Source organism: Christensenella sp. KGMB01412, assembly GCF_055522415.1.
Window position 1 is genome coordinate 343795 of the sequence record NZ_JBVFVW010000002.1, and the last position, 24015, is coordinate 367809.

20 protein-coding genes are annotated in these 24015 nt (G+C 50.4%); 16 read left to right on the forward strand and 4 right to left on the reverse strand.

Annotation, left to right across the window (positions count from 1 at the left end; translation table 11 throughout):
- Positions 1 to 33: 33 nt before the first annotated feature.
- From ACS5WU_RS04665 to ACS5WU_RS04705, 9 genes are all read left to right on the forward strand, one after another.
- A complete protein-coding gene (locus ACS5WU_RS04665; RefSeq protein ID WP_046444093.1) occupies positions 34 to 252 on the forward strand; it encodes an acyl carrier protein in 219 nt (72 codons plus the stop codon).
- A gap of 87 nt (positions 253 to 339) precedes the next feature.
- On the forward strand, positions 340 to 1275 hold the full coding sequence (locus tag ACS5WU_RS04670; protein ID WP_302760084.1) for an ACP S-malonyltransferase: 936 nt from the start codon (positions 340 to 342) through the stop codon (positions 1273 to 1275).
- 26 nt (positions 1276 to 1301) lie between these two features.
- A complete protein-coding gene (fabG, locus tag ACS5WU_RS04675; protein WP_302760085.1) occupies positions 1302 to 2036 on the forward strand; it encodes a 3-oxoacyl-[acyl-carrier-protein] reductase in 735 nt (244 codons plus the stop codon).
- Positions 2037 to 2117: 81 nt separating this feature from the next.
- Positions 2118 to 3359 (forward strand): beta-ketoacyl-ACP synthase II, encoded by a 1242-nt coding sequence (gene fabF, locus ACS5WU_RS04680; RefSeq protein ID WP_465088989.1) that lies wholly within the window; start codon positions 2118 to 2120, stop codon positions 3357 to 3359.
- 39 nt (positions 3360 to 3398) lie between these two features.
- Complete coding sequence (locus ACS5WU_RS04685) at positions 3399 to 3890, forward strand: acetyl-CoA carboxylase biotin carboxyl carrier protein (RefSeq protein ID WP_302760087.1); 492 nt, start codon at positions 3399 to 3401, stop codon at positions 3888 to 3890.
- 19 nt (positions 3891 to 3909) lie between these two features.
- Positions 3910 to 4341, forward strand: coding sequence for a 3-hydroxyacyl-ACP dehydratase FabZ (gene fabZ / locus ACS5WU_RS04690; RefSeq protein ID WP_302760088.1), 432 nt, complete (start codon positions 3910 to 3912; stop codon positions 4339 to 4341).
- A gap of 40 nt (positions 4342 to 4381) precedes the next feature.
- Positions 4382 to 5731, forward strand: coding sequence for an acetyl-CoA carboxylase biotin carboxylase subunit (gene accC / locus ACS5WU_RS04695; protein WP_046444099.1), 1350 nt, complete (start codon positions 4382 to 4384; stop codon positions 5729 to 5731).
- 3 nt (positions 5732 to 5734) lie between these two features.
- The gene (accD, locus tag ACS5WU_RS04700; protein ID WP_082103528.1) at positions 5735 to 6649 is read left to right on the forward strand and encodes an acetyl-CoA carboxylase, carboxyltransferase subunit beta; all 915 of its coding nucleotides are present in this window, start codon (positions 5735 to 5737) and stop codon (positions 6647 to 6649) included.
- A complete protein-coding gene (locus tag ACS5WU_RS04705; RefSeq protein WP_465088990.1) occupies positions 6646 to 7461 on the forward strand; it encodes an acetyl-CoA carboxylase carboxyltransferase subunit alpha in 816 nt (271 codons plus the stop codon). Before accD ends, ACS5WU_RS04705 begins: the two co-directional genes overlap by 4 nt.
- 108 nt (positions 7462 to 7569) lie before the next feature.
- Here ACS5WU_RS04705 and ACS5WU_RS04710 read toward each other — a convergent pair whose 3' ends face one another.
- Complete coding sequence (locus tag ACS5WU_RS04710) at positions 7570 to 9039, reverse strand: GH32 C-terminal domain-containing protein (protein WP_302760091.1); 1470 nt, start codon at positions 9037 to 9039, stop codon at positions 7570 to 7572.
- A gap of 531 nt (positions 9040 to 9570) precedes the next feature.
- On the opposite strand from ACS5WU_RS04710, the gene ACS5WU_RS04715 reads away from it, so the two are divergent.
- The 6 genes from ACS5WU_RS04715 to ACS5WU_RS04740 all read left to right on the forward strand — a co-directional run bounded on the left by ACS5WU_RS04715 (position 9571) and on the right by ACS5WU_RS04740 (position 17799).
- A complete protein-coding gene (locus tag ACS5WU_RS04715; RefSeq protein ID WP_302760092.1) occupies positions 9571 to 10791 on the forward strand; it encodes an ROK family protein in 1221 nt (406 codons plus the stop codon).
- 240 nt (positions 10792 to 11031) lie between these two features.
- Positions 11032 to 12042 (forward strand): sugar ABC transporter substrate-binding protein, encoded by a 1011-nt coding sequence (locus ACS5WU_RS04720; protein ID WP_046444103.1) that lies wholly within the window; start codon positions 11032 to 11034, stop codon positions 12040 to 12042.
- Positions 12043 to 12194: 152 nt separating this feature from the next.
- Positions 12195 to 13691, forward strand: coding sequence for a sugar ABC transporter ATP-binding protein (locus ACS5WU_RS04725; protein ID WP_465088991.1), 1497 nt, complete (start codon positions 12195 to 12197; stop codon positions 13689 to 13691).
- Positions 13692 to 13773: 82 nt separating this feature from the next.
- Entirely contained in the window at positions 13774 to 14709 is a 936-nt protein-coding gene (locus tag ACS5WU_RS04730; RefSeq protein ID WP_046444305.1) for an ABC transporter permease, read from the forward strand.
- Positions 14710 to 14772: 63 nt separating this feature from the next.
- A complete protein-coding gene (xylB, locus tag ACS5WU_RS04735; RefSeq protein ID WP_046444105.1) occupies positions 14773 to 16263 on the forward strand; it encodes a xylulokinase in 1491 nt (496 codons plus the stop codon).
- A 27-nt stretch (positions 16264 to 16290) separates the two neighbouring features.
- The gene (locus ACS5WU_RS04740) at positions 16291 to 17799 is read left to right on the forward strand and encodes a glycoside hydrolase family 32 protein (protein WP_046444106.1); all 1509 of its coding nucleotides are present in this window, start codon (positions 16291 to 16293) and stop codon (positions 17797 to 17799) included.
- A 156-nt stretch (positions 17800 to 17955) separates the two neighbouring features.
- Here the strand turns inward: ACS5WU_RS04740 and ACS5WU_RS04745 are convergent, their stop codons facing one another.
- Entirely contained in the window at positions 17956 to 18579 is a 624-nt protein-coding gene (locus tag ACS5WU_RS04745; protein WP_320606782.1) for a DUF47 domain-containing protein, read from the reverse strand.
- A gap of 34 nt (positions 18580 to 18613) precedes the next feature.
- Positions 18614 to 19666 (reverse strand): inorganic phosphate transporter, encoded by a 1053-nt coding sequence (locus tag ACS5WU_RS04750; RefSeq protein WP_046444108.1) that lies wholly within the window; start codon positions 19664 to 19666, stop codon positions 18614 to 18616.
- 403 nt (positions 19667 to 20069) lie between these two features.
- Between ACS5WU_RS04750 and ACS5WU_RS04755 the strand changes: the two genes are divergently transcribed.
- A complete protein-coding gene (locus ACS5WU_RS04755) occupies positions 20070 to 21173 on the forward strand; it encodes a DNA alkylation repair protein (protein WP_302759854.1) in 1104 nt (367 codons plus the stop codon).
- A gap of 285 nt (positions 21174 to 21458) precedes the next feature.
- On the opposite strand, the gene ACS5WU_RS04760 is transcribed toward ACS5WU_RS04755, so the two are convergent.
- A complete protein-coding gene (locus ACS5WU_RS04760; protein WP_302759855.1) occupies positions 21459 to 23879 on the reverse strand; it encodes a YhgE/Pip domain-containing protein in 2421 nt (806 codons plus the stop codon).
- Positions 23880 to 24015 lie beyond the last annotated feature (136 nt).

A 24015-nucleotide genomic window follows, 5' to 3' on the forward strand; every position in this document is an offset into this window, starting at 1 on the left:
TTGATTAATTATTTTTCTATGGAGGAAAAGCAAATGATTTATGAGAAAATAGCGGAAATTATCAGTGACAAAATGGATATCGATGTTGACGATATCACAATGGATGCAACCTTTGAGAGCCTCAAGATCGATTCTCTCGATATGGTTGAAATCGTAATGGACATCGAAGAAGAATTTGACGTATCCGTGGAGGAAGCGGAAAACCTGAAAAGCGTTGCAGACCTCGTAAAATATATCGAAGACAATAAATAAAGCAATTATTTTTTAGAATGAAACAGGAATGCGGGCGCAAAAGTATCAATTTTGCGCTTTCGCATATTTGTTTGGAGGAACTGACTATTGGGTAAACTGGCGGTGCTTTTTGCCGGTCAGGGCGCGCAGAAGACCGGAATGGGAAAGAGCCTTTTTGACAACGTGCCCGCAGCGCGGGCGGTGTTTGAACGGGCGGAGAAGGTCCATCCCGGAATTTTGGATATGTGCTTTTCGGCAGAGCAAAGTGAATTGAATCAGACAATCAATACGCAGCCTACTGTTTTTACAGTGGATGTTGCTGCATACGAGGCCTTGAAGTCGGCGGGGATACGTCCCGGTGCGGCTGCGGGGTTTTCCCTCGGCGAATACGCCGCGATCACGGCTGCGGGCGTGCTGCCTTTCGAGGAAACGCTGCGGCTTGTAGAAAAGCGCGCGGTGTGGATGCAACAGGCGGCGCAGGAGCATGAAGGCGCAATGGCGGCGGTGCTCGGAAAAACGGCGCAGGAGGTCAGGCAGCTTGCACAGCAGTTTGCGGACGGAGGCGTTTTGATTCCGGTCAATTACAACTGTCCGGGGCAGACTGTAGTTGCGGGTGATTTATCACGCATCGAAGCGATGATGGCGTATTGCAAGGAAAATAAAATCAAGTGCATGAGGCTGCCGGTAAACGGTGCGTTCCATTCGGCGCACATGGAGCAGGCTGCAAAGAATATTTTGGCGGAGATTGAGGACGCGCAGTTCATGGAGCCGGAATTTATTCTTTATGCAAATCGTACGGGTATACCGTACGAAAAGCAAACAATGAAACAGGTAATGGCGGAGCAAACCTCCAGCCCGGTGCTGTTCGAACAGATTATTCGTTCGATGATCGGCGAGGGCTACGATACGTTCGTGGAGGTGGGCCCGGGGAAGACGCTCACCGGTTTTGCAGGCAGGATCGATAAAGGCGTGAATACATATTATATCAATGATTTTGAATCGTTTGAGGCGGCGGTAAGCGGGCTCAAAGAGCTGGGATTTTGATTCCGGAGATACGGGAGGGTTTTACAATGGCAAAAACAGCACTGATCACAGGAGCCTCGCGCGGCATTGGCAGGGAGCTTGCCCTGAGGCTTGCGGACGAAGGCAATAACATTGTAGTGAACTATTTGTTTGAAGACGAGGATTATGCCGGAACGGTTGCTGAAATCGAGAAAAAAGGCGTGAAAGCCATCGCGATTAAGGCGGATGCAAGTAAATTTGACGAGGTTGAGGCAATGATAAAGCAAACGGTGGAAACCTTTGGCTCTATCGATATTCTTGTGAATAATGCCGGAATCACACGCGACGGACTTCTGGCACGCATGAAGGAAGAGGATTTTGACGCGGTAATCAATGTGAACCTGAAGAGCGTATTTAATTGTTGCCGTCATGCGGTACCTTATATGATGAAGCAGAGAAGCGGCCGTATTATCAACATGGCTTCCGTTGTGGGGCTGTGCGGACAGGGCGGACAGACGAATTATTCTGCGTCCAAAGCAGGGATGATCGGCTTTACAAAGTCTCTGGCAAAAGAGATCGGTTCACGGGGTATCACGGTGAATGCGGTTGCTCCGGGTTTTGTAGAAACACCGATGACGGACGCAATGCCGGAAAAGGCGCGTGAGGAAATACTCAGCAGTATTCCTTTAAGGCATGGAGGCACAGTGGACGACATTGCCGACGCAGTCGCTTTTCTTGCAAGCGACGCCGCTTCTTATATCACAGGTCATGTGCTTTCCGTCAACGGCGGAATGTATATGTAATCAGAAATCAGGTAAAGGCTTTGCCGGTGTGGCGCGCATGAGCGCTGCGGGCGGATTTTAGATTGGAAGGAACAGAATTTTATGGGCAGAAGAGTTGTTGTAACAGGAATGGGCATCCTTTCCCCAACCGGAAACACGGTGAACGAAGCATGGAACAACGTAAAAAACGGCGCAAATGGAATTGGGCCGCTGACAAAAGCGGGCGCGGAAGACTTGCCGGTCCATTTTGCGGGAGAGCTGAAAAATCTTGATCCGCTTGATTACCTTGATAAAAAGGAAGTGCGCCGTTATGACGAATATGCGCAATACGGCGTGATTGCAGGCAGCCAGGCCATGGCAGATGCGGGTCTTGAACAGGGAAAAGAACTCCCGTGTGATCCATTCCGTTTTGGCGTGCTTGTGGGAAGCGGTATCGGCGGCCTTGATACCATGGAAAAAGAAGTCACCAAGCTCAATGAAAAGGGCTTTAAGCGGGTTACCCCGCTTTTGATTCCAATGATGATCAGCAATATGGCGTCAGGGAACCTCGCCATCCGGCACGGGCTCAAAGGGTATTGCACCTCAATCGCAACTGCGTGTGCATCGGGGAATCACTCCATTGGCGATTCCTACCGCCTGATCAAGGACGGATATATGGACGCGATGCTTGCGGGGGGAGCCGAATCTCCGATCAAGATGCTCGCAATCTCCGGATTTTTGGGCCTTAAGGCACTTACAAAAGCAGATGTACTGGAACGCGCGTCGATTCCTTTTGATCTGGAACGCAGCGGATTTGTGATTGGTGAAGGCGCGGGTGTAGTGGTGCTGGAAGAATATGAAATGGCAGTGAAGCGTGGCGCGCGCATTTATGCGGAAATCGTAGGCTATGGCGCAACCTGCGACGCTTATCATATGACAGCTCCGGAGCCGACTGGCGCGGCGGTTGCCAAGGCAATGCAGAATGCGCTTGAAAGCGCAGATATGGAGCCTTCTGAGGTATCATATATCAATGCGCATGGCACATCGACAGAACTTAACGATAAAACTGAGACAATGGCAATTAAGCAGGTGTTTGGTGAAGCTGCTTATAAAATTCCGGTGTCCTCCACAAAATCGATGACAGGCCACGCGCTCGGTGCGGCAGGCGGCATTGAAGCGATTTTTTCGATTATGAGTATCGTAGACGGCTTTGCACCGCCAACGATCAATTATCAGGTGGCCGATCCGGAATGCGACCTCGATTATATTCCAAACGAAGGACGAAAACTGGACGTGCAGGCTGCGCTTTCAAATTCACTTGGATTTGGCGGACATAACGCGGCGTTGCTGTTTAAAAAGGTTTGAGTAGTATAAATTTTGAATGATAAAAAGGAGTGCAAAACAGTGGATTTAAAATCAGTACTGGAACTCCTCAAGGCTGTGGACGACACAGATTTGAGTAAATTTGAATTAAACGACGGCGATTTCAGCCTCAAGATGGAACGCGGAAGTTCGGAGTCAAAAACGGTTTATGTGACGGCGCCTCCGCAGATTTCTGCACAAATCGCTTCCGGGCCTGTGGCAGCAATGCCTGCGGCGGCCCCTGCGGCTGCGGCTGAAGCACCAGCTGCGCCTGCGCCGGCAGAAGCTCCCGTTCAGCAGGAGAACCGCGGCAAGGAAATTGTTTCTCCGCTGGTGGGCGTATATCATAAGCTTTCTGAAGGCAAGGACGTCAAAATTGGCGACAAGCTCAAGAAGGGCGATATCATCTGTATGGTTGAGGCAATGAAGCTGATGAATGAGATCACAATGCCGGAGGATGGCGAAATCACATGGGTTGCCTGCGAGGACGGCGACAGCGTGGAATACGGCCAGCTTTTGTTCAACTACATTTGAGACGGGAAAGGAGCCAGCTATGATTGATCAGGAAGGTATCAAAAAAATCATTCCGCATCGGGATCCGTTTCTGTTTCTGGACGAGGTACTGGAATGCGAGGTAGCAAAGCGTACCAAGGCGCTGTGGCATATCCGCGAGGATTTGTTTTGCTTCAAAGGGCATTTTCCGGGGAATCCGATTTTACCGGGCGTACTGATTACAGAGGCACTTGCGCAGGCAGGTGCTGTTGCAATTTTGCAGGATGAGAAGTATAAGGGGCGTCTTGCCGTATTTGGAGGGATCGATAAGGTCCGTTTTCGTGGTATGGTGAAGCCGGGGGATGATATGATCCTCGAAACAGAAATTCTGCGGCTGTCCTCTATGGGTGGCAAGGGAAAAGTCAAAGCGACCGTAAAGGATCAGGTTGTGTGCGAGGGAGAGATTTTGTTCGTGCTTGTGAAGCAGGACTGAAGACGCGCACAAACGCTTTGCATGAGTGAAGGAGTATTCAATGATTAATAAGGTTTTGATTGCTAACCGCGGGGAGATCGCCGTTCGTGTGATACGTGCGTGCCGCGAGATGGGGATAGAAACCGTTGCGGTATATTCGACGATCGATGCAAATGCCCTGCATACGCAGCTTGCGGATGAGGCATATTGCATTGGGCCGCCTGCGCCAAAGGACAGCTACCTGAATGCGTACAACCTGCTTTCTGCAGCCAGCATATCAGGAGCGGACGCAATCCATCCGGGCTACGGCTTTTTATCTGAAAATTCAAAATTTGTGCGCATGTGCAATAAAAGCAACGTGATTTTTATCGGCCCCGATGCGGACGCAATGGAAAAAATGGGCGATAAGCTGATGGCGAGGCGAATCATGACTGAGGCGGATGTGCCGATTATTCCGGGTTCGCTGGAAGCGCTTAAAAACGCACGCGAAGCCAAAAAGATCGCCAAGAAGATTGGGTATCCGGTCATGATCAAGGCTGCGAACGGCGGCGGAGGCCGCGGGATACGCAAGGTAGACCAGGAGGCAGACCTTGAGGATGCGTTTGACGCGGCGTATAAAGAAGCGTTGGGGGCGTTTGGCGACGGGACGCTTTATATGGAAAAATGTATTATGGACGCGCGGCATATTGAAGTGCAGATCATGTGCGACAATCATGGAAACGCGGTGTACCTGTACGAACGCGAGTGTTCTTTGCAGAGAAGGAACCAAAAGGTGATGGAAGAGGCGCCCAGCATCGCGTTTGGCGATGATAAGCGCCGGGAGATCGGCGAGGCGGCGGTACGCGCCGCGAAGGCGTCCGGTTATAAAAATGCGGGAACGATTGAATTTTTGTACGACGAGCAGTCGGGCAATTATTATTTTATGGAGCTCAACGCGCGCGTGCAGGTAGAGCACCCGGTGACAGAGATGATTACGGGCAAGGATATTGTGCGCGAGCAGATACTGGTTGCGAACGGGGCAAAGCTCTCCTTTGAGCAAAAGGATATTCCGTTGATGGGACATGCGATTGAATGCCGTATCAACGCGGAGGATCCGGAAAAGAATTTTATGCCGTCAATCGGTATGATCGACGCGCTGCACCTTCCGGGAGGGCCGGGTGTGAGGTTTGATACGGCAATGTATACCGGTTACCAGATTCCGCCAACCTATGACAGCATGATTGGTAAACTGATTGTGCACGCGCCCACACGCGAGCGTGCAATGGCCAAAATGCGCGCAGCCCTTACGGAGCTTGTTGTGGACGGCGTAGAAACAAATGCGGATTTCCAACTCGATCTTTTGAACAATGAAGACGTGATCACTGGAAAGCTCGATACCGGGCTTGTGGGGCGTATCATGGAGGCAAAATAATCAATGGGTTTATTTTCTAAAAAACGCAAAGACATTACGATGCGCGTATATCGCACAAACCAGCAGACGGAGATGCCGGTACTGCCGGAGGAGCAGATCATCAATCCGCCTGTCGCCCACGATGAGGAGCAGGTGGAGGGCATGTGGGAAAAGTGCCCTGAATGCGGGGCCGTTATTTATACGGACGATCTTCTTGCGAACCTTAACGTGTGCACAAATTGCCATTATCATTTCAGGCTTTCCGCACGCCAGCGGATTCTTTACACGGCGGATGACGGCAGCTTTACGGAGATAGACTGCGGGCTCATTGGAAAGAATCCGCTCGACTTTCCCGGTTACGAACAAAAGATCAAAAAAATCCGCGCTTATACCAATGAAGAGGAAGCGATTATCACAGGCGAATGCACGATCGGCGGGCAGCCGGCGGTGATCGCCGTAATGGACGGCTTTTTCATGATGGGCTCTATGGGCGCGGCTGTGGGAGAAAAGTTTGCGCGTGCAGCAGAGCTTGCGCTGCAAAAGAAACTGCCGCTTGTTGCCTTTACGGTTTCCGGCGGCGCACGCATGCAGGAGGGCCTTGTTTCCCTGATGCAGATGAGCAAAACCGCTGCTATGATCGGCAGGCTCGATCAGGAAGGGCTTCCATATATTGTAGTATTGACAGATCCAACAACAGGCGGTGTAACCGCAAGCTTTGCAATGCTTGGCGATGTGACGATCTCTGAGCCGAACGCAATTATTGGGTTTGCGGGACGGCGTGTGATCGAGCAGACGGTGAAGCAGATATTGCCGCCCACCTTCCAGACGGCGGAGTTTCTGATGGAAAAGGGCTTTATCGATATGATCGTACCGCGTGGCGAGCTAAAGGAAACGCTCACGAAGGTGCTGAAGCTGCATACGGGAGGTGGCGCGAAATGAGTGAAAAACGCTCGGCATGGGAGATCGTACAAACAGCGCGCGATCCCAAACGGACGACAGCGCAGTACATGATCAAATATATCTTTGATGATTTTATGGAAATGCACGGCGATAAGCTGTTCGCAGACGATGCGGCGGTGATCGGCGGCATCGGATACCTGGACGGCATACCCGTTACGGTGGTCGGACAGGAAAAAGGCGCAGACCTGCGCGAAAAGGTGACGCGCAATTTTGGATGCGCCAACCCGGAAGGTTACCGTAAATCGCTGCGGCTGATGCGGCAGGCGGAGAAGTTCCACCGCCCGGTAATCTGCATTGTGGATACGCAGGGAGCGTTTTGCGGGATCGGTGCGGAGGAACGCGGCATGGGCGAAGCGCTTGCGCGGAACCTGCTTGAGCTTTCCAGGCTCAAAACGCCGGTGATCGGCCTGTTTATCGGCGAAGGCGGAAGCGGCGGTGCGATTGCGCTTGCCGTAGCGGATAAGCTTGCAATGCTTGAAAATGCCGTTTATTCCATTCTTTCGCCTGAGGGCTTTTCCAGTATTTTATGGAAGGATTCCTCGCGGGCGGCAGAAGCAGCGGAGCTGATGCGTATGACAGCCGCGGAGGTAAAGGAGCTTGGATTTATTGACGATGTGATTCCGGAGCCGGAAGGCGGCGCACAGTCGGATGATAAAGGCAAGTTTGCCAGGATTGTGAAAAAGTATCTGGCAGACGCGGTGCGCGAGCTGCAAAAGGAACCGATTGATAAGCTGTTGGAAAAGCGGTATGAAAAAATCCGGTCGTTTGGGCAGGATGCGGTAAAAGAATAAAAAAGAGCTGTCCCTGATTTTCAGGGACAGCTCTTTTTTTATGCTTCAGATGCGGTGGAGACCGGTATCAGGAAACGTTACTCCCTGATAAACATCCGAAAGGAGGGATTATTTTTTGATTGAGAGGTTGTGAAATTCCACGCTGCTGTCCTGCGCGAATACGCCAAGGTTGTGAGGGGCTTCTTCGTAGGCCCGGTAGGAAAATGCGATCATATCGTCCACGAAAATTTCAAAGGAATCATGCTCCAGGACAATTTTTACGTTGATGTATTCGCCGGGTTCAAAGCGAAAAGGCTTTTCACATACGCGCGGGCCGTCTGCCTCGGGGGCCGGTTGTTCCTTGCCGGAAAGGGTAGCCCAAAAAGGATCGAGCGGCGCAGGCATCTTATTGACGGAAAGCCGCTGCATTGCATAGTCAAACACAAGCAGATAGCCTTTGTCCAGGTCTTCGTCCGTTTTCAGGGTGATTCCAAAATAGTCGCCAATATCTGTGGGCAGTACGTCGCATTCAAACAAAATCCCGGTTTCCTTCGTGTCAAAATAACCGTAGGAAAGCGTGCCTGTGGATTTCAGTTCAATGGCCTTATCGCCATAAAGCCTGATATCTCCCAGTTTGGGCGTGAATCCGGTGGGGATGTGCTTCGTGTAAGCGCTGTGGAATTCCTCCGGCATGAATACGTCAAGATTCCCACCGCCCATTGGGGCGACCTCGTGGGGAATCCCAAAAACGCCGCCCCATTGCCACCAGCCGTCGTCCGTACCGCCTTCGCGGTCGTGCAGCCAGCCAAAATAAAAGCGCCTGCCTTCATCGTTCACAAGGGATTTGGCGGCGTAAAACCTGCGTCCGTCAATTCCGTCGTAAACGGGAGTACGCCACGGCCCGTAGGGCGATTTGGAATAACGGTAAAAGGTTTGGGCGCGTTCGGAAAACCGTGAATAGGACAGATACCAGAAATCATCCATTTTCCACATTTCCGGGCATTCCGGGCAGTTGGTGTGGTAAGCGTCGTAGATTGGGCCATAATGCTCAAAGGTTTTCAGGTCGGTTGATTTATAAAGTATAACGCATCCGCGCCTGTTGTCCGGACCGGCGTTGTGCCGCCCGGAGAGGATCATCCAATAGCAGTCGTCCTCTGTGTTAAAAAACACATAAGGATCGCGCCAGTCTATATTTTCGTAAAGATTTGTGTCGGGCACAATATAAGGATTGGCGGAATCTTTTGTCCAGGTGACGCTGTCTTTGCTGGTTGCATGGCATATCGTTTGGGGGGAGTCCCCGCTGATGTGGTAACCGGTATAAAAAATATGATACATTCCGTCTGCAAAGATAGCGGAGCCTGTCCAGCAGCCGTTTGCGTCAGGATCCGGCTCGTTGCCGGGAACGAGCGCGGGCGGCAATTCCTCCCAGGTTACAAGGTCTGTAGAACGGGCGTGTTGCCATGTGGTACGCACGCGCTGGGGCCAGCGTGTGGTTCCCGGCGGGCTTGTGAGATAAAATAAATGGTAAACGCCATCGTGGAAAAATGGAATTGCATCACCGGATGGCAGATTGTTTTGATTTCTGCGAAAGACTTTCATAAGAACCTCCTGTTATTGATTGCGGTTTGCCAAATGGTTGCGCGGCAAGCATTTGATAGAAACTGCTGTGCGGCGAGCCTTTACGGCGGCGCCATAAGTTAATACGCTGTAAATTGATTGCGTTTATTTGCTGCCGGATGGATCGGACCGGAAAAAGCGGCGTTTGTATAAAAAGGCCGCATATACTTTGGATTTTATATATCTATTATATGGTTGGGATTCGATTACCTGAAGAATAACATAGCCCCAAAACGATGTCAATACAATTTAGTTAATTAGGAGAATTAATTTAATGGATTAAGTAATAGGAGGAATAATGTTCGTTTGAAGTTTGTTGAAAAACGCCTTTGCAATGCGGAAAAAAGCAATGAAATGCTGATTTTTATTTTTGACGAAAAATATTAAAATATCAAAAAACAGCGAAATAGGCGTTGACAAACAACAAAGCCGGTGTTATGATTAAGAAAATTAATCAATTAATCCAATTTATAAATAAAAAATCTTACCACTATGACTAAAGGACGGGCTCCTATGGAAGATACAGGAAAGAACCTTGAGAGCATCCAGGAGATGAACCGAACGCTGATCCTGAAGCTGCTGCAACGCAACAGGCTGTGTTCGCGGGCGAGGCTGGCAAAGCAATCGGGTTTGAAACAAGCAACCATTACAAATATTATAAATGATTTTATATCCTGGGATATCGTAAGGGAGACCGGTTCGATAGAGGGTAAAAAAGGCCGCAGGTCGATTGGGCTTACCATAAACGACCAAAAGTTTTTTGTAGTCGGCGTAAGGCTGACACGCCGGTTTTACAGCGTTGGGTTATTCAACATTGTTGGGGATGAAATATTACTTTATAAAAAAGAACAGGTTCCCGGTACAGGACTGACGCTGCTTTTGCACAGGATCAAGAAAGATATCAAGGACTTGATTGCGGGCAATCCGGATAAGCATATCGTCGCGATTGGCGTTGCGGTGCCTGGCCCCTACTATTCAAAGGTTGGGGAAATAGAGCCGGTGGCGGATTTCCCGGGCTGGGAGAGGATATCCCTCAAAGAGGAGCTGCAAAAGGGCTTTGATGTTCCGGTTGTCGTAGACCATGACGCGAATGCGGGTGTGCTGGCGGAGTGTACGCTTTCCAGTGAACCGCACGATGATGATACGATCGTTTACGTTGCGGTCGGGCAGGGCATCGGCAGCGGGATTTATCATAAAGGCGAGATCATGAAGGGCTCGCAGGGCATCGCAGGAGAAATCGGCCATACAAGCATTATGTTCAACGGTTTGCGTTGCGAATGCGGAAACAGGGGCTGCCTGACGCTTTACGCCTCCAGCATCGCTTTCCTGAATCTGGCGCTCAAGGAGCGGCAGGCGTGCGCCGATGAAGACACATCGCTCCCCATGGAATTTGATTTTGCCATGCTGGCAAAGGCGGTGCGCGAAAAGGATAAGTTTGCCTACAGAATTTTTAAAAGGGTTATGAAGTATCTGGGAGCAGGTATTACCAATATTATTTACAGCTATAATCCCAGTCTTATCATAATAGGGGACGAGGTAAGCGAAATTGGCTTGCCGGTAGTAGAGGAACTCGAGAAGCTTATCAGTAAACTGACGATAAAGAGGGTGATAAATCAACTGGAGATTCGATTAACTTCTTTTGACAAGGATCCCGCCTATTACGGCGCTGCGGCCCTTGCAATCAATCGTGCGTTTTCAATGCCTTTGCTGTTTAGCGACAGCAAAAATGCGTAGTCAATTAAAGTCAGGACGGATTTGACCGGAAGATCAAATCACAAACACAGGAAAAATTACATAATAATGCTTATCGTTTAAAAAAAGCATAACGGTCAGCATGGTTGTTATTGGCGGTTTTTTGAACCTCGCTCTGCTTTGTGTACGCTTTTTACGCGAATTTCAATTTATCGTCCACATCAGTCAAATATCTATTTGTCCGGTTAAAAGGACTAAAAAAGAAAAACGGAGGAAAAAAGAATGAAAAAAATCATGGTAATCGTATTGTGCCTCGCATTGGCGGTAGCGCTGGTGGCATGCTCTTCTACGCCTGCTGAACCGGCGGCGGAGGAAAGCACAACAGCGCCGTCGGCAGAAGCAACGGCTTCCGCTGATGCAAGCGGCGTGTCAAACGATTCCGACAAGCACTACAAATTCGGTTTCACGGAATGGGGCGCGGGAGATTTCTTTGACGCAGTATACGCTCCGATTGAAGAAGCGGTTACGGCAAATGGAGATACCATCATCCATTTGGAAGGACAGGCCGACAGCAACGCACAGCTCCAGATTGTAGAAGATTTTATCAGCCAGGGTGTTGACCTTGTATTCTTCAATCCGGTTGACTCGGAAGCGTGCAGACCGGCGGTGGAAGCGCTTGTAGAAGCGGGAATCCCGGTTGTAAACTTCGATTCCGCGGTTGTAAATATCGAACAGGTTGATACCTTCATCGCTACGGATAACTTTAAAGCGGGACAACTGGCGGCAGAGGCCCTGAAAAAGGACTTCCCGGACGGCGGGAAGGTAGCGGTACTCGACCTTCCGGTTAACACGGCTGCAACTGACCGCGCAGACGGTTTCCTCGACGGCATCAAGGATTCCAACTTTGAAGTCGTAGCACAGCTGGATGCTGGCGGAAAGCCGGAAAAGGGCCTGGAAATCACAAATGATATCCTGCAGGCCAACGATGACCTGGTTGCGATATTCGCAATCAACGACGAATCTGGTATGGGCGCGTATGCAGCAGTGGTTGCCGCGGGTGAAGACGTTGCAATCTACGGCGTAAACGGTGGCCCTGAAGCAAAGGCGGAAATTTCGAAAAATACGGTTTACCGGGCAACGGCGGCACAGTCACCGATCAACATCGGCAAAGCCAGCGTCGAGGCCGCTTATAAAATACTAAATGGCGAAAACGTTGAGAAAGAAATCTACATCGAGCCTTTCATCATCGACAGGGATAACGTTAAGGATTACCTTGCGGAATCATGGCAATAAGGAAAAGCAAACAAATACAATGAAGTATTAGGCAGAGATTCCGGCGCGGTCACCTCCGCGCCGGAATAAAAAAGATCATTGATACAACCAAAAATATTGAAATAAGAGAATAACGGGTAAGGACCGATGAAATAGAAAAACATGAGGGAGGTATGAGAATGAGCGTTTTACTGGAAATGAAAAATATATCCAAAAGCTTTCCGGGCACCAAAGCGCTTGACAAGGTGCAACTCGAGGTGCGCGGTGGAGAGGTTCACGCGCTGCTTGGAGAAAACGGCGCGGGGAAATCAACACTCATCAAAGTGCTGGGCGGCATTTATACCAAAGACGAAGGCGAAATATTGATTGAGGGAAAAAAGGTTGAAATCAAGGATATCAACTCTGCCAGGCAAAATGGAATCAGTATCATTCACCAGGAGTTGATGCTGATCCCGCACATGTCGGTAGCGGAAAATATCTATTTGGGCCAGGAACTCGACGGAAAGTTTGGAAGTGTCAGGCTATCTCAGCAGCTCAGGGAAGCGCAGGCGATACTGGACCGGTTTGGGCTTGACATAAAAGCGAACCAACAGCTTGGAGAACTCAATATTGCGGAACAGCAGATGATTGAAATCGTTCGTTCGATTTCCTTTGGAGCCCGCATCATCGTTATGGATGAGCCGACCTCTTCGCTCTCCAATAAAGAGGTCGAGGTCATGTTCGATACGGTCAGAAAATTAAAAGCACAGGGCATGGGAATCATATATATCTCACACAGGATGTCCGAGCTTGATGAAATATCGGACAGGATCACCATCATGCGCGACGGACAATATGTCGACACGGTTGTCACAAAGGATTCAACCCGCGAAAAGCTTGTTTCGCTGATGGTGGGCAGGGAATTATCCAGTTATTACACAAAGACGGATACCGCGACCGACGAAGTGATTCTGGAAGTGAAGGGGCTTTCGGACGGTATGCGCGTGAAGGACTGCAGCTTTGATTTGCGGAAGGGAGAAATCCTGGGATTTTCGGGCCTTGTGGGCGCGGGGCGCAGCGAAGCGATGAATTGCATCTTTGGCCTGCAAAAACCGGCTGCCGGAACCATAAAGCTGGATGGGAAGGAAATTAAAATCGCAGATCCCATCGAAGCGATTGACCTTGGAATCGGTATGGTGCCGGAGGACAGGAAACAGCTGGGTCTGTTTCTGGAACAGAGCGTCAGGTTTAATATGACCATTGACGTTTTATCAGACTTCATCAAGGGCGTGGCGCTAAAGCGCGGACATGAAAAGGAACTCGCGCAGACCTATATCGATAAAATGTCTGTGAAGGTTTCCACGATGGAACAGAGCGTAGCCGGACTCTCAGGGGGGAACCAGCAAAAGGTGCTGATTGCAAGGTGGCTGCTGTGTACCAAACGCATCCTGATACTCGACGAGCCCACAAGGGGCGTAGACGTGAAAACAAAGGCTGAAATCTATGAGCTGATCAATGGTTTGGCAGCCGAGGGAATGTCGATCATTATGATTTCTTCGGAATTACCGGAGCTCATTAACATGAGCGACAGGGTGGTCGTGATGTGCCACGGTACAACGACAGGCGTGCTCCGGCGTGAAGAGCTGGATCAGGAAAAGATAATGATGCTGGCTACAACCGATGTAGCGTAACAATAGTTGGAGGTATAGAAAAGTGAAGGCTCAGGTAACTTTGGAAAAAAGAAACGGACTTTCGGGTTTTGGGCATACGTTTATGACAGGACTCAAAAGCAAAATAGGTATTCTCATCGGGCTGGCTGCGCTGTGCGTGGTACTGGCGATCCTGACGGATTCGTTTGCCACGTCGCGCAACATTCTGAGCGTACTGCGTCAGATGTCCACAAACGTATTTCTTGCATGCGGCATGACAATGGTCATCATCCTGGGATGTATTGATTTATCGGTTGGTTCCGTTATTGCGGTGTCGGCCTGCCTGTGCGCAGGCTTTATCACCAACAACGGCATGGCTTCGATTGTGGCGATACCCCTTGCAATGGGCTGCGGGACGCTGATTGGCGTGTTTAACGGCTTTGTAGTGTCGCGAACCACAATTCCCTCTTTCATCGTGACGCTTGCCACTATGAATATTGGCCGTGGCTTCGTAAAGGTATATACGCAGAATAAAACGATCATGGTAAACGACGATTTATTTGGATTTATTGGAACAGGCTACTTTGGAGCGATTCCCGCACCTGTCGTATTTATGATCATCATCATTGCAATCACCGGGCTGCTGCTGGCATATTCGAAATTTGGCCGCCACATCTATGCGGTGGGCGATAACAAACAGGCGGCGACTTATGCCGGCATCAATGCCAAAAAGGTGACGTTCGTCGTCTTTATCCTCGCTGCGTTGTTTGCATCGTTTGCCGGAATTATCAGCGCGTCACGGACCTTTTCCGGACAGTTCAGCGTGGGAGACGGAGCAGAAATGGACGCCATTGCCGCGGTTATACTGGGAGGCACCAGCATGAGCGGCGGCGTAGGCACCATATCGGGTACCATCATCGGCTGCCTCATCATAGCGATCCTGAGCAACGGAATGAATTTATTGGCCATTGATTCGTCCATGCAGGACATTGTGAAGGGTATCGTAATACTGATTGCCGTTACCATCGATTTTCTGAAAAAACGAAATGAAAAATTCTAAGCTGCCGACAAAACGAAGTAAACACTTGAGGAGGGGCGGGACTGTCCGCCGCAGAGGAATAGTATGTCGATTTTATTGGGAATAGATATCGGTACGTCAAGCACAAAGGCTTTGCTGCTGGACAGCGAAAACGGCGTAATTGACGTAGCTTCACAGGGCTATGAGGTGATTGTGCCGCAAATGGGGTATGCGGAGCAGAACCCCGGAAAATGGTGGAACGCTGTCTGCGATACATTGGGAAAGCTGAAGTCTGACCACCAGGCTGCGTTTGAAAAAATTGCGGCGGTTGGGCTGTCGGGGCAGATGCACGGCCTTGTCGCCGTGAATGCGAACGGCAAGCCCGTACGTCCGGCGATCATATGGCTGGACCAGCGCTCAAACAGACAGGTGGAGGAAATCAAAAAGCTGCTGTCTGAGGATGAGATCAAGAGGATCGCGCATAACGATCCATACACCGGCTTTGCCTTCCCGTCGCTTATGTGGATCAGGGAAAACGAACCGGAGCATTACAGGCAGATCGATAAGGTACTGATGCCCAAGGATTATATCAGGTACAGGATGACAGGGGCATATGGGGCGGATGCGTCTGATGCGTCGTCCACAACCTGCTTTGACGTCAGGGCAAGAGGCTGGAGCGAAGAATTTATTTGCAGGACAGGTCTTGACAGGGACTTTTTCCCTGATTGCCACGAATCGACTGAAATTGCAGGTGAGGTATCGCCGGAATGTGAGAGGCAAACAGGGCTTCGCGCAGGGATCCCGGTTATCTTTGGCGGCGGAGACCAGCAGTGCCAGTGCATTGGAAACGGCGCGTATCAGGAAGGCGTCGTGGTATCCAACATCGGCACGGGCGGGGAGATCGCATCCTACATAGCGGAGGATATATATGATCCGAAGCTCAGGACGCACACCTTCTGCCACGCGATCAACAAAGCGTTTATTATCTATGGCGCAACCCTGTGCAGCGGCATGTCGCTGCGGTGGCTCAAGGACAATATCCTGAAAAAGCAATCCTTCGAGGAATTGAGCGACATGGCGGCCCAGATTCCTGCGGGCAGTGAAGGGATCGTGTTTCTTCCGCACCTGACAGGGGAAAGAACACCCTATATGAATCCAAAATCCAAAGGGATTTTCTTTGGGCTCCAGCTGATCCATGACGACAGGCATTTTGCCCGCGCCGTAATGGAAGGGGTTGCCTTCGGACTCAAGGGAACGCTCGATATTTTCGACGAACTGGGAATTGGCGTTGAGCGTATCATCGCATCAGGAGGAGCGGCTACAAGCCCTGTATGGCTGCAAATCCAGGCGGATATCTTTGGAAAAGAGATCGTCGTTTCACAGGTTAAGGAGCAGGCGTGCCTGGGCGCAGGAATACTGGCTGCGCTTGGCACGGGTATATTCCGTACGGCACAGGACAGCAGCCACCTGATTGCATTTGATAAGACTGTGTACGAACCGTCTGCAAAAACGAAGAACGTTTATGACGAAGCATATCAACTGTTTGTTGATCTATATGAAAATAATAAAGATTTGTTCGAAAGGACAAACATATAAAATAATAAAAAGTAAGGAGATTTCATTATGTCTAACATTTATCGCCGTTCAGGCCCGAAGAACCCGCCTTGCAGTGATCCGATGCCTTTGTTTTTTGACGGGGAATATCATGTGATACACTTAAGCCCGCCGTGGGACTCCCTGGGAGAAATTGTACCCGAAATCAGGAGCAAGGATACACAACGCCATATTTCCAGCAAAGATATGGTGCATTGGACGGTGCATGAGCCGGCGCTCTATCCCGGTGAACCGGGACAGATGGATGAGGATGGGTGCTGGACCGGAAGCCTCGTACGCAAACGGGACGACGGAATGTTCTATCTGTTTTTTACGTCGTTTGACCATGACGCGGAAAATCCGCAGAAGATAAGCCTTGCAACGAGCGAAGACGGATATCATTATACAAAGCGTCCGGACTTCCCGACCTTGCGTCCGGATCCCTATCTGGAGCAGATCGATTATCGCGATTCCTACGTGTTCTGGAATGAAGACGAACAGGTGTATTGGATGGTGCTGGCCGCCAGATATAAGGATGGCGGGCCGTTCCACAGGAAAGGCGTTATTACCTACCGCACGTCATCCGATCTGTGGAACTGGAGCGAGGATCATGTTTTATATTCGCCCTGGTATATGGTTTGCCCGGAATGCCCGGAGATGTTTAAGATGGGCGATTGGTGGTATTTGGTATATTCCCACTTTGACCAGAACGCCAAAACGACATACCGTATTTCAAAGAGCTGCCATGGGCCGTGGCGCACGCCGCGTCTCCCGGGCTTTGACGGAAGGCGTTTTTATGCGGCGAAATCGCTTACAGACGGCAAACGCCGTTTCCAGTGGGGGAATATCTATGAGCGCGAAACGCTGACCAATGAGGGAAGATGGACCTACGCGGGCGATATGGCAATGCCGCACGAGCTGTTGCAGCAGGAGGACGGCACACTTGTCGTATGCGTGCCCCATGAAATCGTGGATTCGTTTGGGAAACCCGTGCCAAAGCAGTTCAAGCCGATGATGGGCGACTGGAAAGAGGAAAAAGATTCCCTCAGGGTGGAATCCACATCCACCTTTGCATACGGCTTCTTTGAAGAACAAAGCAAAGATGCGGTAATGCTGCATGCGAAGCTGAATCTGGAAGACGGATACGGCGCGTTTGGCCTGCTGCTTAAAAGCACGGAAGGCCTGTCGCCTTCATGGGAGCTGATTTTCGAACCCGCGCGTTCCAGGGTGAGCATCACCCGTTACCCGGTTGCGCTTGATCCTTTCTGGGAAACACTGAATCCGGAAATAGACGACGCGCCGATGGAGGTCGACGGCCCAAGAACCATAGAACGCCCCCTGAAGATTGAAAACGGCAGGGAGATCGACGTCAAGGCGTTTGTGGACGGTTCCTTTGTGGAATGCTTTGTAAACGACGAGCTTGCGCTTTCCTACCGCATCTACGATCCGACGGGAGGAGTGCCCTTCCATAAATTTGGACTGTTCGTTGAAGACGGCACACTGAACGTAACAAACATTAAACTGAACGAGGAAGTCTGAAATAAAAGCCATTCTCCCTGTCAAAAAGGGGAAGGCAAAAGCAGCTGACAATTCATTTTGATTCCGACACGAAAAAGATCCGCGTATCAAAACGCAGATCTTTTTTGTATTTCGTCAGGATAGCCGGATCGTGCAAAGCCTGTAGAACTTGCACGGTCAGGTGTTTTTCATGATTACGCTTTCAAGCGTATTTGCAACGTCTTCGCACGCGTCGCAGCAATTTTCAAGATAGTCGAAGGTTTTGGACCAGGCTATGATTTCGAGGGGATCTTTTGAGGTCACGTGCAGATTGCGCATCGCTTTGGTGTATAGCTGGTCGCCTTCGCCTTCCAGGCGGTTGAGTTCAATAATATACTCCATAAGGAGGGCGGGTTTTTTGAAATTATGGAATTCCTGCATGGCCTTTTTCATTGTGCTGCAGCAGTTCATGATAATATCCATGAACTCGAGTGCGTCAGGACGAATGGCCTGAATATTAAAGGTGTATATTTTTACAATCACGTCCTCCACGGCGTCCGTTACGTCGTCAATCCGCTCGGCAAGCTCTGTGATGTCTTCGCGCTCGAGCGGGGGGAGAAATTCATGCGTCAGAACCTTCATCATATGATGCTTGGTGTCGTCCGCGCTGTGCTCGATATCATGCAGCGCGTTCATGGATTCGGCAACTGTTTCAGGATTAAAATCGCGCAGCGTACGATTCAAAATTTCCGCGCCGTCGCAGGAATAGCCCACGAGCTTTACAAATTCGTCAAAATAGTTGTAAGCGTTTTTTCGTGCCATAATAGATTCCTTTCAAATTTGAGACCGGCAAGGTTCAGAAGATTCCCATGAAGAGCAACGCCATTAAAAAACCTATGACGCCGCAGCCGGGGAAGGTAAGTATCCATGCCATAAACATATCCTTCACAACGCCCCAGTGAACGGAGGAAACGCGCCGTGCCGCTCCTACGCCCATGATGGCAGTGGTTTTCGTGTGCGTCGTACTGACCGGGAGCCCCGTAAGGGAAGAGATCAGCAGGCAGGTGGTGGCGGATACGTCGGCTGAAAAACCCTGATAGCCTTTGAGATGGACCATATCCATCCCAACCGCCTTAATGATGCGGTAGCCGCCGATCGAGGTCCCGAGGGCCATGACGACGGAGCACAGGATCATCAGCCAGATCGGTATTTCAAAGGACGTCACATTAGCCTGCCCTTTGGCAAGAAAGATGCCAAGAAGGAACACGCCCATAAATTTTTGCCCGTCCTGCGCGCCGTGCATAAACGACATAGCTGCAGCACCGCCGATCTGCCCATAATGGAAAAATTTTGTGGTTTTGCGGCGGTCAATATCCCGTGCGGCAAACGCCGTGATTTTTGCGGATACCCAGCCCAGTCCGAACCCAAGGCCGGTGGAAAGCGCAAGGCCATACAATACCTTTACCCATTCCGCGCCGTTGATGCCGCCAAGGCCGCCGTGCATTGCGATCGCAGCACCGGAAAGCCCGGCAATGAGCGCATGGCTTTCGCTGGTGGGAATCCCAAAGCGCCATGCCACGGTAGCCCATGTAACGATGGCTACCATTGCGGCGCACAGCGCGACCAGAGCTTCGTGTGAGTTCCCGCCAAAATCAACCATGCTATAAATGGTGTAGGCGACGGTGGCGTTTACCATGGTCATAAGCAGCACGCCGAGAAAGTTGAACACTGCGGCCATCAGGATCGCGGGCTTGGGCTTTAGGGCGCGTGTGGAAACGCAGGTTGCAATCGCGTTTGGCGCATCTGTCCAGCCGTTCACCAGAATAACCCCAAGTGTCAGGATGACGGTGATGAGCAGCGCGGGATTGGAGCCGAGCTGGGATATAAAATCCGGTAATGAAATTGTCATAATAATTCCCCCGTCAAAAAAATGATCATAACGATATTTCTACCTTTATAAACAGAAAAAGCAGTGACATACCACTTTTCATAAAAGATTCCCAAATACAGGATAAACCAAAAAAGGAAATAATGAAAGAGGTTGTGAAACGATATTGAAAAAATTTCCGGGATGCACTGCGGCCGGAGTTTGCTTTGTCTTTCAGGCCAATCCGCTGTATCATAATAACCTGTCGTTTGGTTTCGCATATGGGGACTGAAAATATGACGTTAGCTGTCGGATAGAATGTGCTATGATAAATACAGATCAACTTGTGGCGTAAAAACATGTTTGGCTGTCAGGACGGCATCCCCTGTCGTAAGAGTTGATGTGAACGTTCGTGGCGAAATGCCATTTGAAAAGAGGAAGCAATATGGCAGAATTACTGAAAAACAGATATAATGATCGGTCGATTCGAGAGCTGGCTCTGCGGATGAAAGCCGTATATCAACCGTTTCGGGTTGATGATTTTGTGGACGGCATTATGGACGAAACATGGGATGGGTTAGCGCTGAAAGCCCGAATGCGGCGAATTACTGTCAATTTGGGAAAGCATTTGCCAAACGATTATGAACAGGCGCTTGGCATCATTGATAAGGTCGTTGCGGGTTATCCTGCGGGGTTTAACGACTTTACATTAATGTACTTCCCGGATTTTGTTGAAGTTTACGGGCAGGACGAATGCTTTTGGGATTTGTCGATGGCGGCTTTGGAGCGGTATACCCCATCCTCTTCTTCCGAGTTTGCCGTTAGGCCCTTTATCATCAATCACGAGGAGCGTATGATGCGGCAGATGTCCGCGTGGGCCGGTCATGCCGATGAGCATGTCAGGCGGCTCGCCAGCGAGGGGTGCCGTCCCAGTCTGCCGTGGGGGCAAGCGTTGGACAGCTTCAAAAAAGATCCTTCCCCGGTTCTTTGCATCTTAGAACAACTGAAGGCAGATCCATCGCCGTATGTCCGGAAAAGCGTGGCCAACAATCTGAACGACATCTCAAAAACACATCCTGATCTTGTTGCACAGACCGCAAAGGCTTGGTATGGCAAAGACAGGCATACCGATTGGATTGTGAAGCACGGATGCAGGACGCTTCTCAAAAAAGGAAACAGGGATGTGCTGGGTATCTTTGGGTTTGCAGGCGCCGGTTGTGTGAAGGTTGAAGGCCTCGCGCTTGGCGCCGCAGCTGTTTCCATTGGGGAAGATATGACCTTTTCCTTTATGGTTGAAGCGAAAAAAGAGGCCAAGGTACGGCTCGAATATGGTATTGATTATGTGAAAGCAAGCGGCAAACGAAATCGCAGGATATTCCAGATATCTGAGTTTTCCTTCAAGGAAAACGGGAAGAGGCTGTACACAAAAAAACATTCCTTTGCCGACGTAAGTTCAAGGAAGCATTATCCCGGCATCCATTCGATTACGCTTATCGCAAACGGCACGGAGCAGGATACGCTTGATTTTGAAGTTCTGGCTGCAAAATAGTATGCTTTCAGGCGGGCGTGGCTGTTTTTGGTGGCACTTCAACTTTATGATTTGCCTCACAGGCCAAATTGATAAATAATAGATGCAATACCATCCATAAGGGCCTGGCCGAATAAGAAACCGGGCCGGAATGAAATTTTCTGGTCTTGTGGGCTTGCCGCCTTTTTTTATGCGCTATTTGATGTTTACATGGCAAACCCCGATTTTCAGCAATGAAAATCGGGGTTTCTTTACAGGCCGATAGGGAGCGGGGGTTCCAAACTGACTGCATACATGAAAGAAGCGTTATGCCAGCTTCATTTGCTCAACTTTATCCTGAAGCTTTTCCCCGCGCTTTTTGAAGATGATGGATAGTGCGAGGAAGCTTCCGAGGAAGATCGCAAGTATACCGATACATTGCCAGATCAGGGCGATATCAGAGCCGGAGATCGCTTCACGTAAGGCCGTAACGCAATAGGTAAACGGCATAAACGGATTGAGCACCTTAAAGAAATTCGGAACAAGCTCGAGCGGGAAGGTGCCTGCGTCCGCGGTAAGCTGAAGGATCAGCAGAACGATGGCGATGAGCCGCCCCGCGTCCCCAAGCAGTGAAATCAGCGCCTGTACGATCGCGATCGACGTGAGAGACATCACTATGATCGTAAAGAAATAGAGCGCGGGATTGTTTGGCGTCAAACCAAGCGTTAAGACCACTGCACCTACCATGATCGCCTGAAGTACGCCGATGAACGCATACGAAAGATATTTGCCGATCACTGACTGCACGCTGCCCGCCTGATAGCGCGGATCGGTACGGGGAGAGATAATGAAAAACATCAGGATTGCGCCCACCCACAGGGAAAGAGGTATAAAGTAAGGCGCAAAACCAGTGCCATAATCCGGAACGGGATTGACCGGCTGGTTTGAAATCGAGACGGGCTCGCTGATGTACTCTGCCATCGATTCGCTTGAGTTTACAAGGTTACCGTCGATATAGCTTACGCCGTCTGCAAGCTTTGTCGAAAGCTCAGCGGAGCCGTCGTTTAATTTGGTAACGCCGTCGGTCAGTTGTGGAAGCTGGGACTGCAGCGAATCCATGCCGTTTTTCAGTTCCGAAGAACCGCTCGTAAGCTGCGAAATACCGTTTGCTGCCTGGTTTATACCGCTGTTTAATGCGTTGCTGCCGGTAGCAAGCTGCGAAACGCCGTTTGCAAGCGCGGGCGTTTTTTCAGATAATTCGGTTGCACCGGAGTCCAGTTGATGAGCGCCTTCTGACAGCGTGTTGATGCCTTCTGAAAGGGCGGGCAGCTTTCCGTCTAATTCGCCGATGCCGCTCGCAAGTTGGTCTGCGCCGGGCTTCAGCTGTGTATTGATCGCATCCGCGGCGGTATCAATACCGTTTGTAAGCTGGTCGACGCCTGCGGCAAACGCAGGAGAGCCATCCGGCATTACCGTATTGGAGGGATCAAGGGTATATTGCAATGCGCCAAGCCCGGTTTCGATGCTGCCAACACCGCCTTTTGCACTCTGCAGCCCGTTATTCAGGTCGGCAAGGTTGCTGTGGTAGGAGGATTGCAGGGCGTCAAGCGCACCTTTTAGCTGGTCGGGCGTAGCCGAACCGGAATCGATGAGTGCTTTGATATCTGTGACCGCATCGTCAAAGTCTGTGGTGGACGATGTGGCGGATATGAGCGCGTCAAGGCCGGAGGATACGCCTGCCGCGCCTTGTGCAAGCGCATCGGCAGAGTCCCTGAGCTTTGCAGTGCCGGATTTTACCGCCGCAGCACCGCCGGACAGCTCGGAGGAACGGTCGGATAATTCTGTGATTCCCCCTGAAAGAGACTGCGCCCCTTCGTAAAGCTGATTGACTCCGGATGCAAGTTCACTGCTTTTGGCCTCAAGCGAGTCGATGCCGCCGGATAGCCTGCCCGCGCCCTCGCTTAGCTGGTTTGCACCCTGCGTAAGCGCGGGAACCTGGCTATTAAGCTCAGCGAGGCCGCCGGAAAGCTGGGCGCTGCCGCTTTTCAGGGCGGGAACATTCGAATTTAGTTGGGTAAGCCCTGTGTTGAGCGTGGAGGAACCGTCCGTGAGTTTGCTTGCTCCGTCCGTGAGGTCGGGCAGTTTTCCATAAAGCAGGCCGATACCGTCGTGCAGCTCGGCAGCGCCGTCTTCTGCCTGCGAAAGCCCGTCCTTAGCGTCGTAAAGCCCGTCAAAAGCAGCCAGCGTATATTCTTTCGTAACAGAAGAAGAAACCTGGTCCTTCAGTTGGACCTCGACATTTCCACTGATTTGCGAGGCAAGAAAATTTTTGGCCTGATTCGAGGTATAGATAATATCCGCCACCGTAGGCTCGCCCGTTTTTGCATTGACAATCTTTTGGGAAAAATCTTCCGGAATTGTGAACATGGAGTAGTACTCCGTGTTCTGGAAGCCGTCCTTGAGGTCGTCCTGCGTGATAAAAGACCATTTGACTTCGTTGTTGCCGCGCAGGTCGTCCACTACATTGTCCCCATAATTGACCGGCTTTCCGTCAAGCGTCGCGCCTTCGTCGAGGTTTAGCACGGCTACGGGCAGTTGATCCAGCCTGCCGTAAGGATTCCAGAATGCGGCGAGATAGCAAAGGCTGTAAAGCATAGGCACAATCAGGATGGCAATCACCGAGACGCGTATCAGCCTGTTTGTGAAAATACTGGAGATATCGTTTCCTGCTATTTTTGCAAATTTCAAATGTAACACTCCTTCGTTGAATTATTTATACTGACTGGTCAGTATAAATAATATTGCTTTTGGACTTATTTGTCAACACATTGCGCGCAAAAAAACCAACAGTTTACCTGTTGGTTATAATTTTAATGTTTTTTAG

Bases quoted from the DNA above. Each gene is read 5' to 3' on its own strand.
- fabF (WP_465088989.1), top strand. From the start codon at position 2,118: ATGGGCAGAAGAGTTGTTGTAACAGGAATGGGCATCCTTTCCCCAACC.
- ACS5WU_RS04730 (WP_046444305.1), top strand. From the start codon at position 13,774: ATGACAGGACTCAAAAGCAAAATAGGTATTCTCATCGGGCTGGCTGCG.
- fabZ (WP_302760088.1), top strand. From the start codon at position 3,910: ATGATTGATCAGGAAGGTATCAAAAAAATCATTCCGCATCGGGATCCG.
- accC (WP_046444099.1), top strand. From the start codon at position 4,382: ATGATTAATAAGGTTTTGATTGCTAACCGCGGGGAGATCGCCGTTCGT.
- ACS5WU_RS04665 (WP_046444093.1), top strand. From the start codon at position 34: ATGATTTATGAGAAAATAGCGGAAATTATCAGTGACAAAATGGATATC.
- ACS5WU_RS04745 (WP_320606782.1), bottom strand. From the start codon at position 18,579: ATGGCACGAAAAAACGCTTACAACTATTTTGACGAATTTGTAAAGCTC.
- fabG (WP_302760085.1), top strand. From the start codon at position 1,302: ATGGCAAAAACAGCACTGATCACAGGAGCCTCGCGCGGCATTGGCAGG.
- ACS5WU_RS04715 (WP_302760092.1), top strand. From the start codon at position 9,571: ATGGAAGATACAGGAAAGAACCTTGAGAGCATCCAGGAGATGAACCGA.
- ACS5WU_RS04710 (WP_302760091.1), bottom strand. From the start codon at position 9,039: ATGAAAGTCTTTCGCAGAAATCAAAACAATCTGCCATCCGGTGATGCA.
- ACS5WU_RS04740 (WP_046444106.1), top strand. From the start codon at position 16,291: ATGTCTAACATTTATCGCCGTTCAGGCCCGAAGAACCCGCCTTGCAGT.
- ACS5WU_RS04725 (WP_465088991.1), top strand. From the start codon at position 12,195: ATGAGAATGAGCGTTTTACTGGAAATGAAAAATATATCCAAAAGCTTT.
- ACS5WU_RS04705 (WP_465088990.1), top strand. From the start codon at position 6,646: ATGAGTGAAAAACGCTCGGCATGGGAGATCGTACAAACAGCGCGCGAT.
- xylB (WP_046444105.1), top strand. From the start codon at position 14,773: ATGTCGATTTTATTGGGAATAGATATCGGTACGTCAAGCACAAAGGCT.
- ACS5WU_RS04720 (WP_046444103.1), top strand. From the start codon at position 11,032: ATGAAAAAAATCATGGTAATCGTATTGTGCCTCGCATTGGCGGTAGCG.
- ACS5WU_RS04755 (WP_302759854.1), top strand. From the start codon at position 20,070: ATGGCAGAATTACTGAAAAACAGATATAATGATCGGTCGATTCGAGAG.
- accD (WP_082103528.1), top strand. From the start codon at position 5,735: ATGGGTTTATTTTCTAAAAAACGCAAAGACATTACGATGCGCGTATAT.
- ACS5WU_RS04750 (WP_046444108.1), bottom strand. From the start codon at position 19,666: ATGACAATTTCATTACCGGATTTTATATCCCAGCTCGGCTCCAATCCC.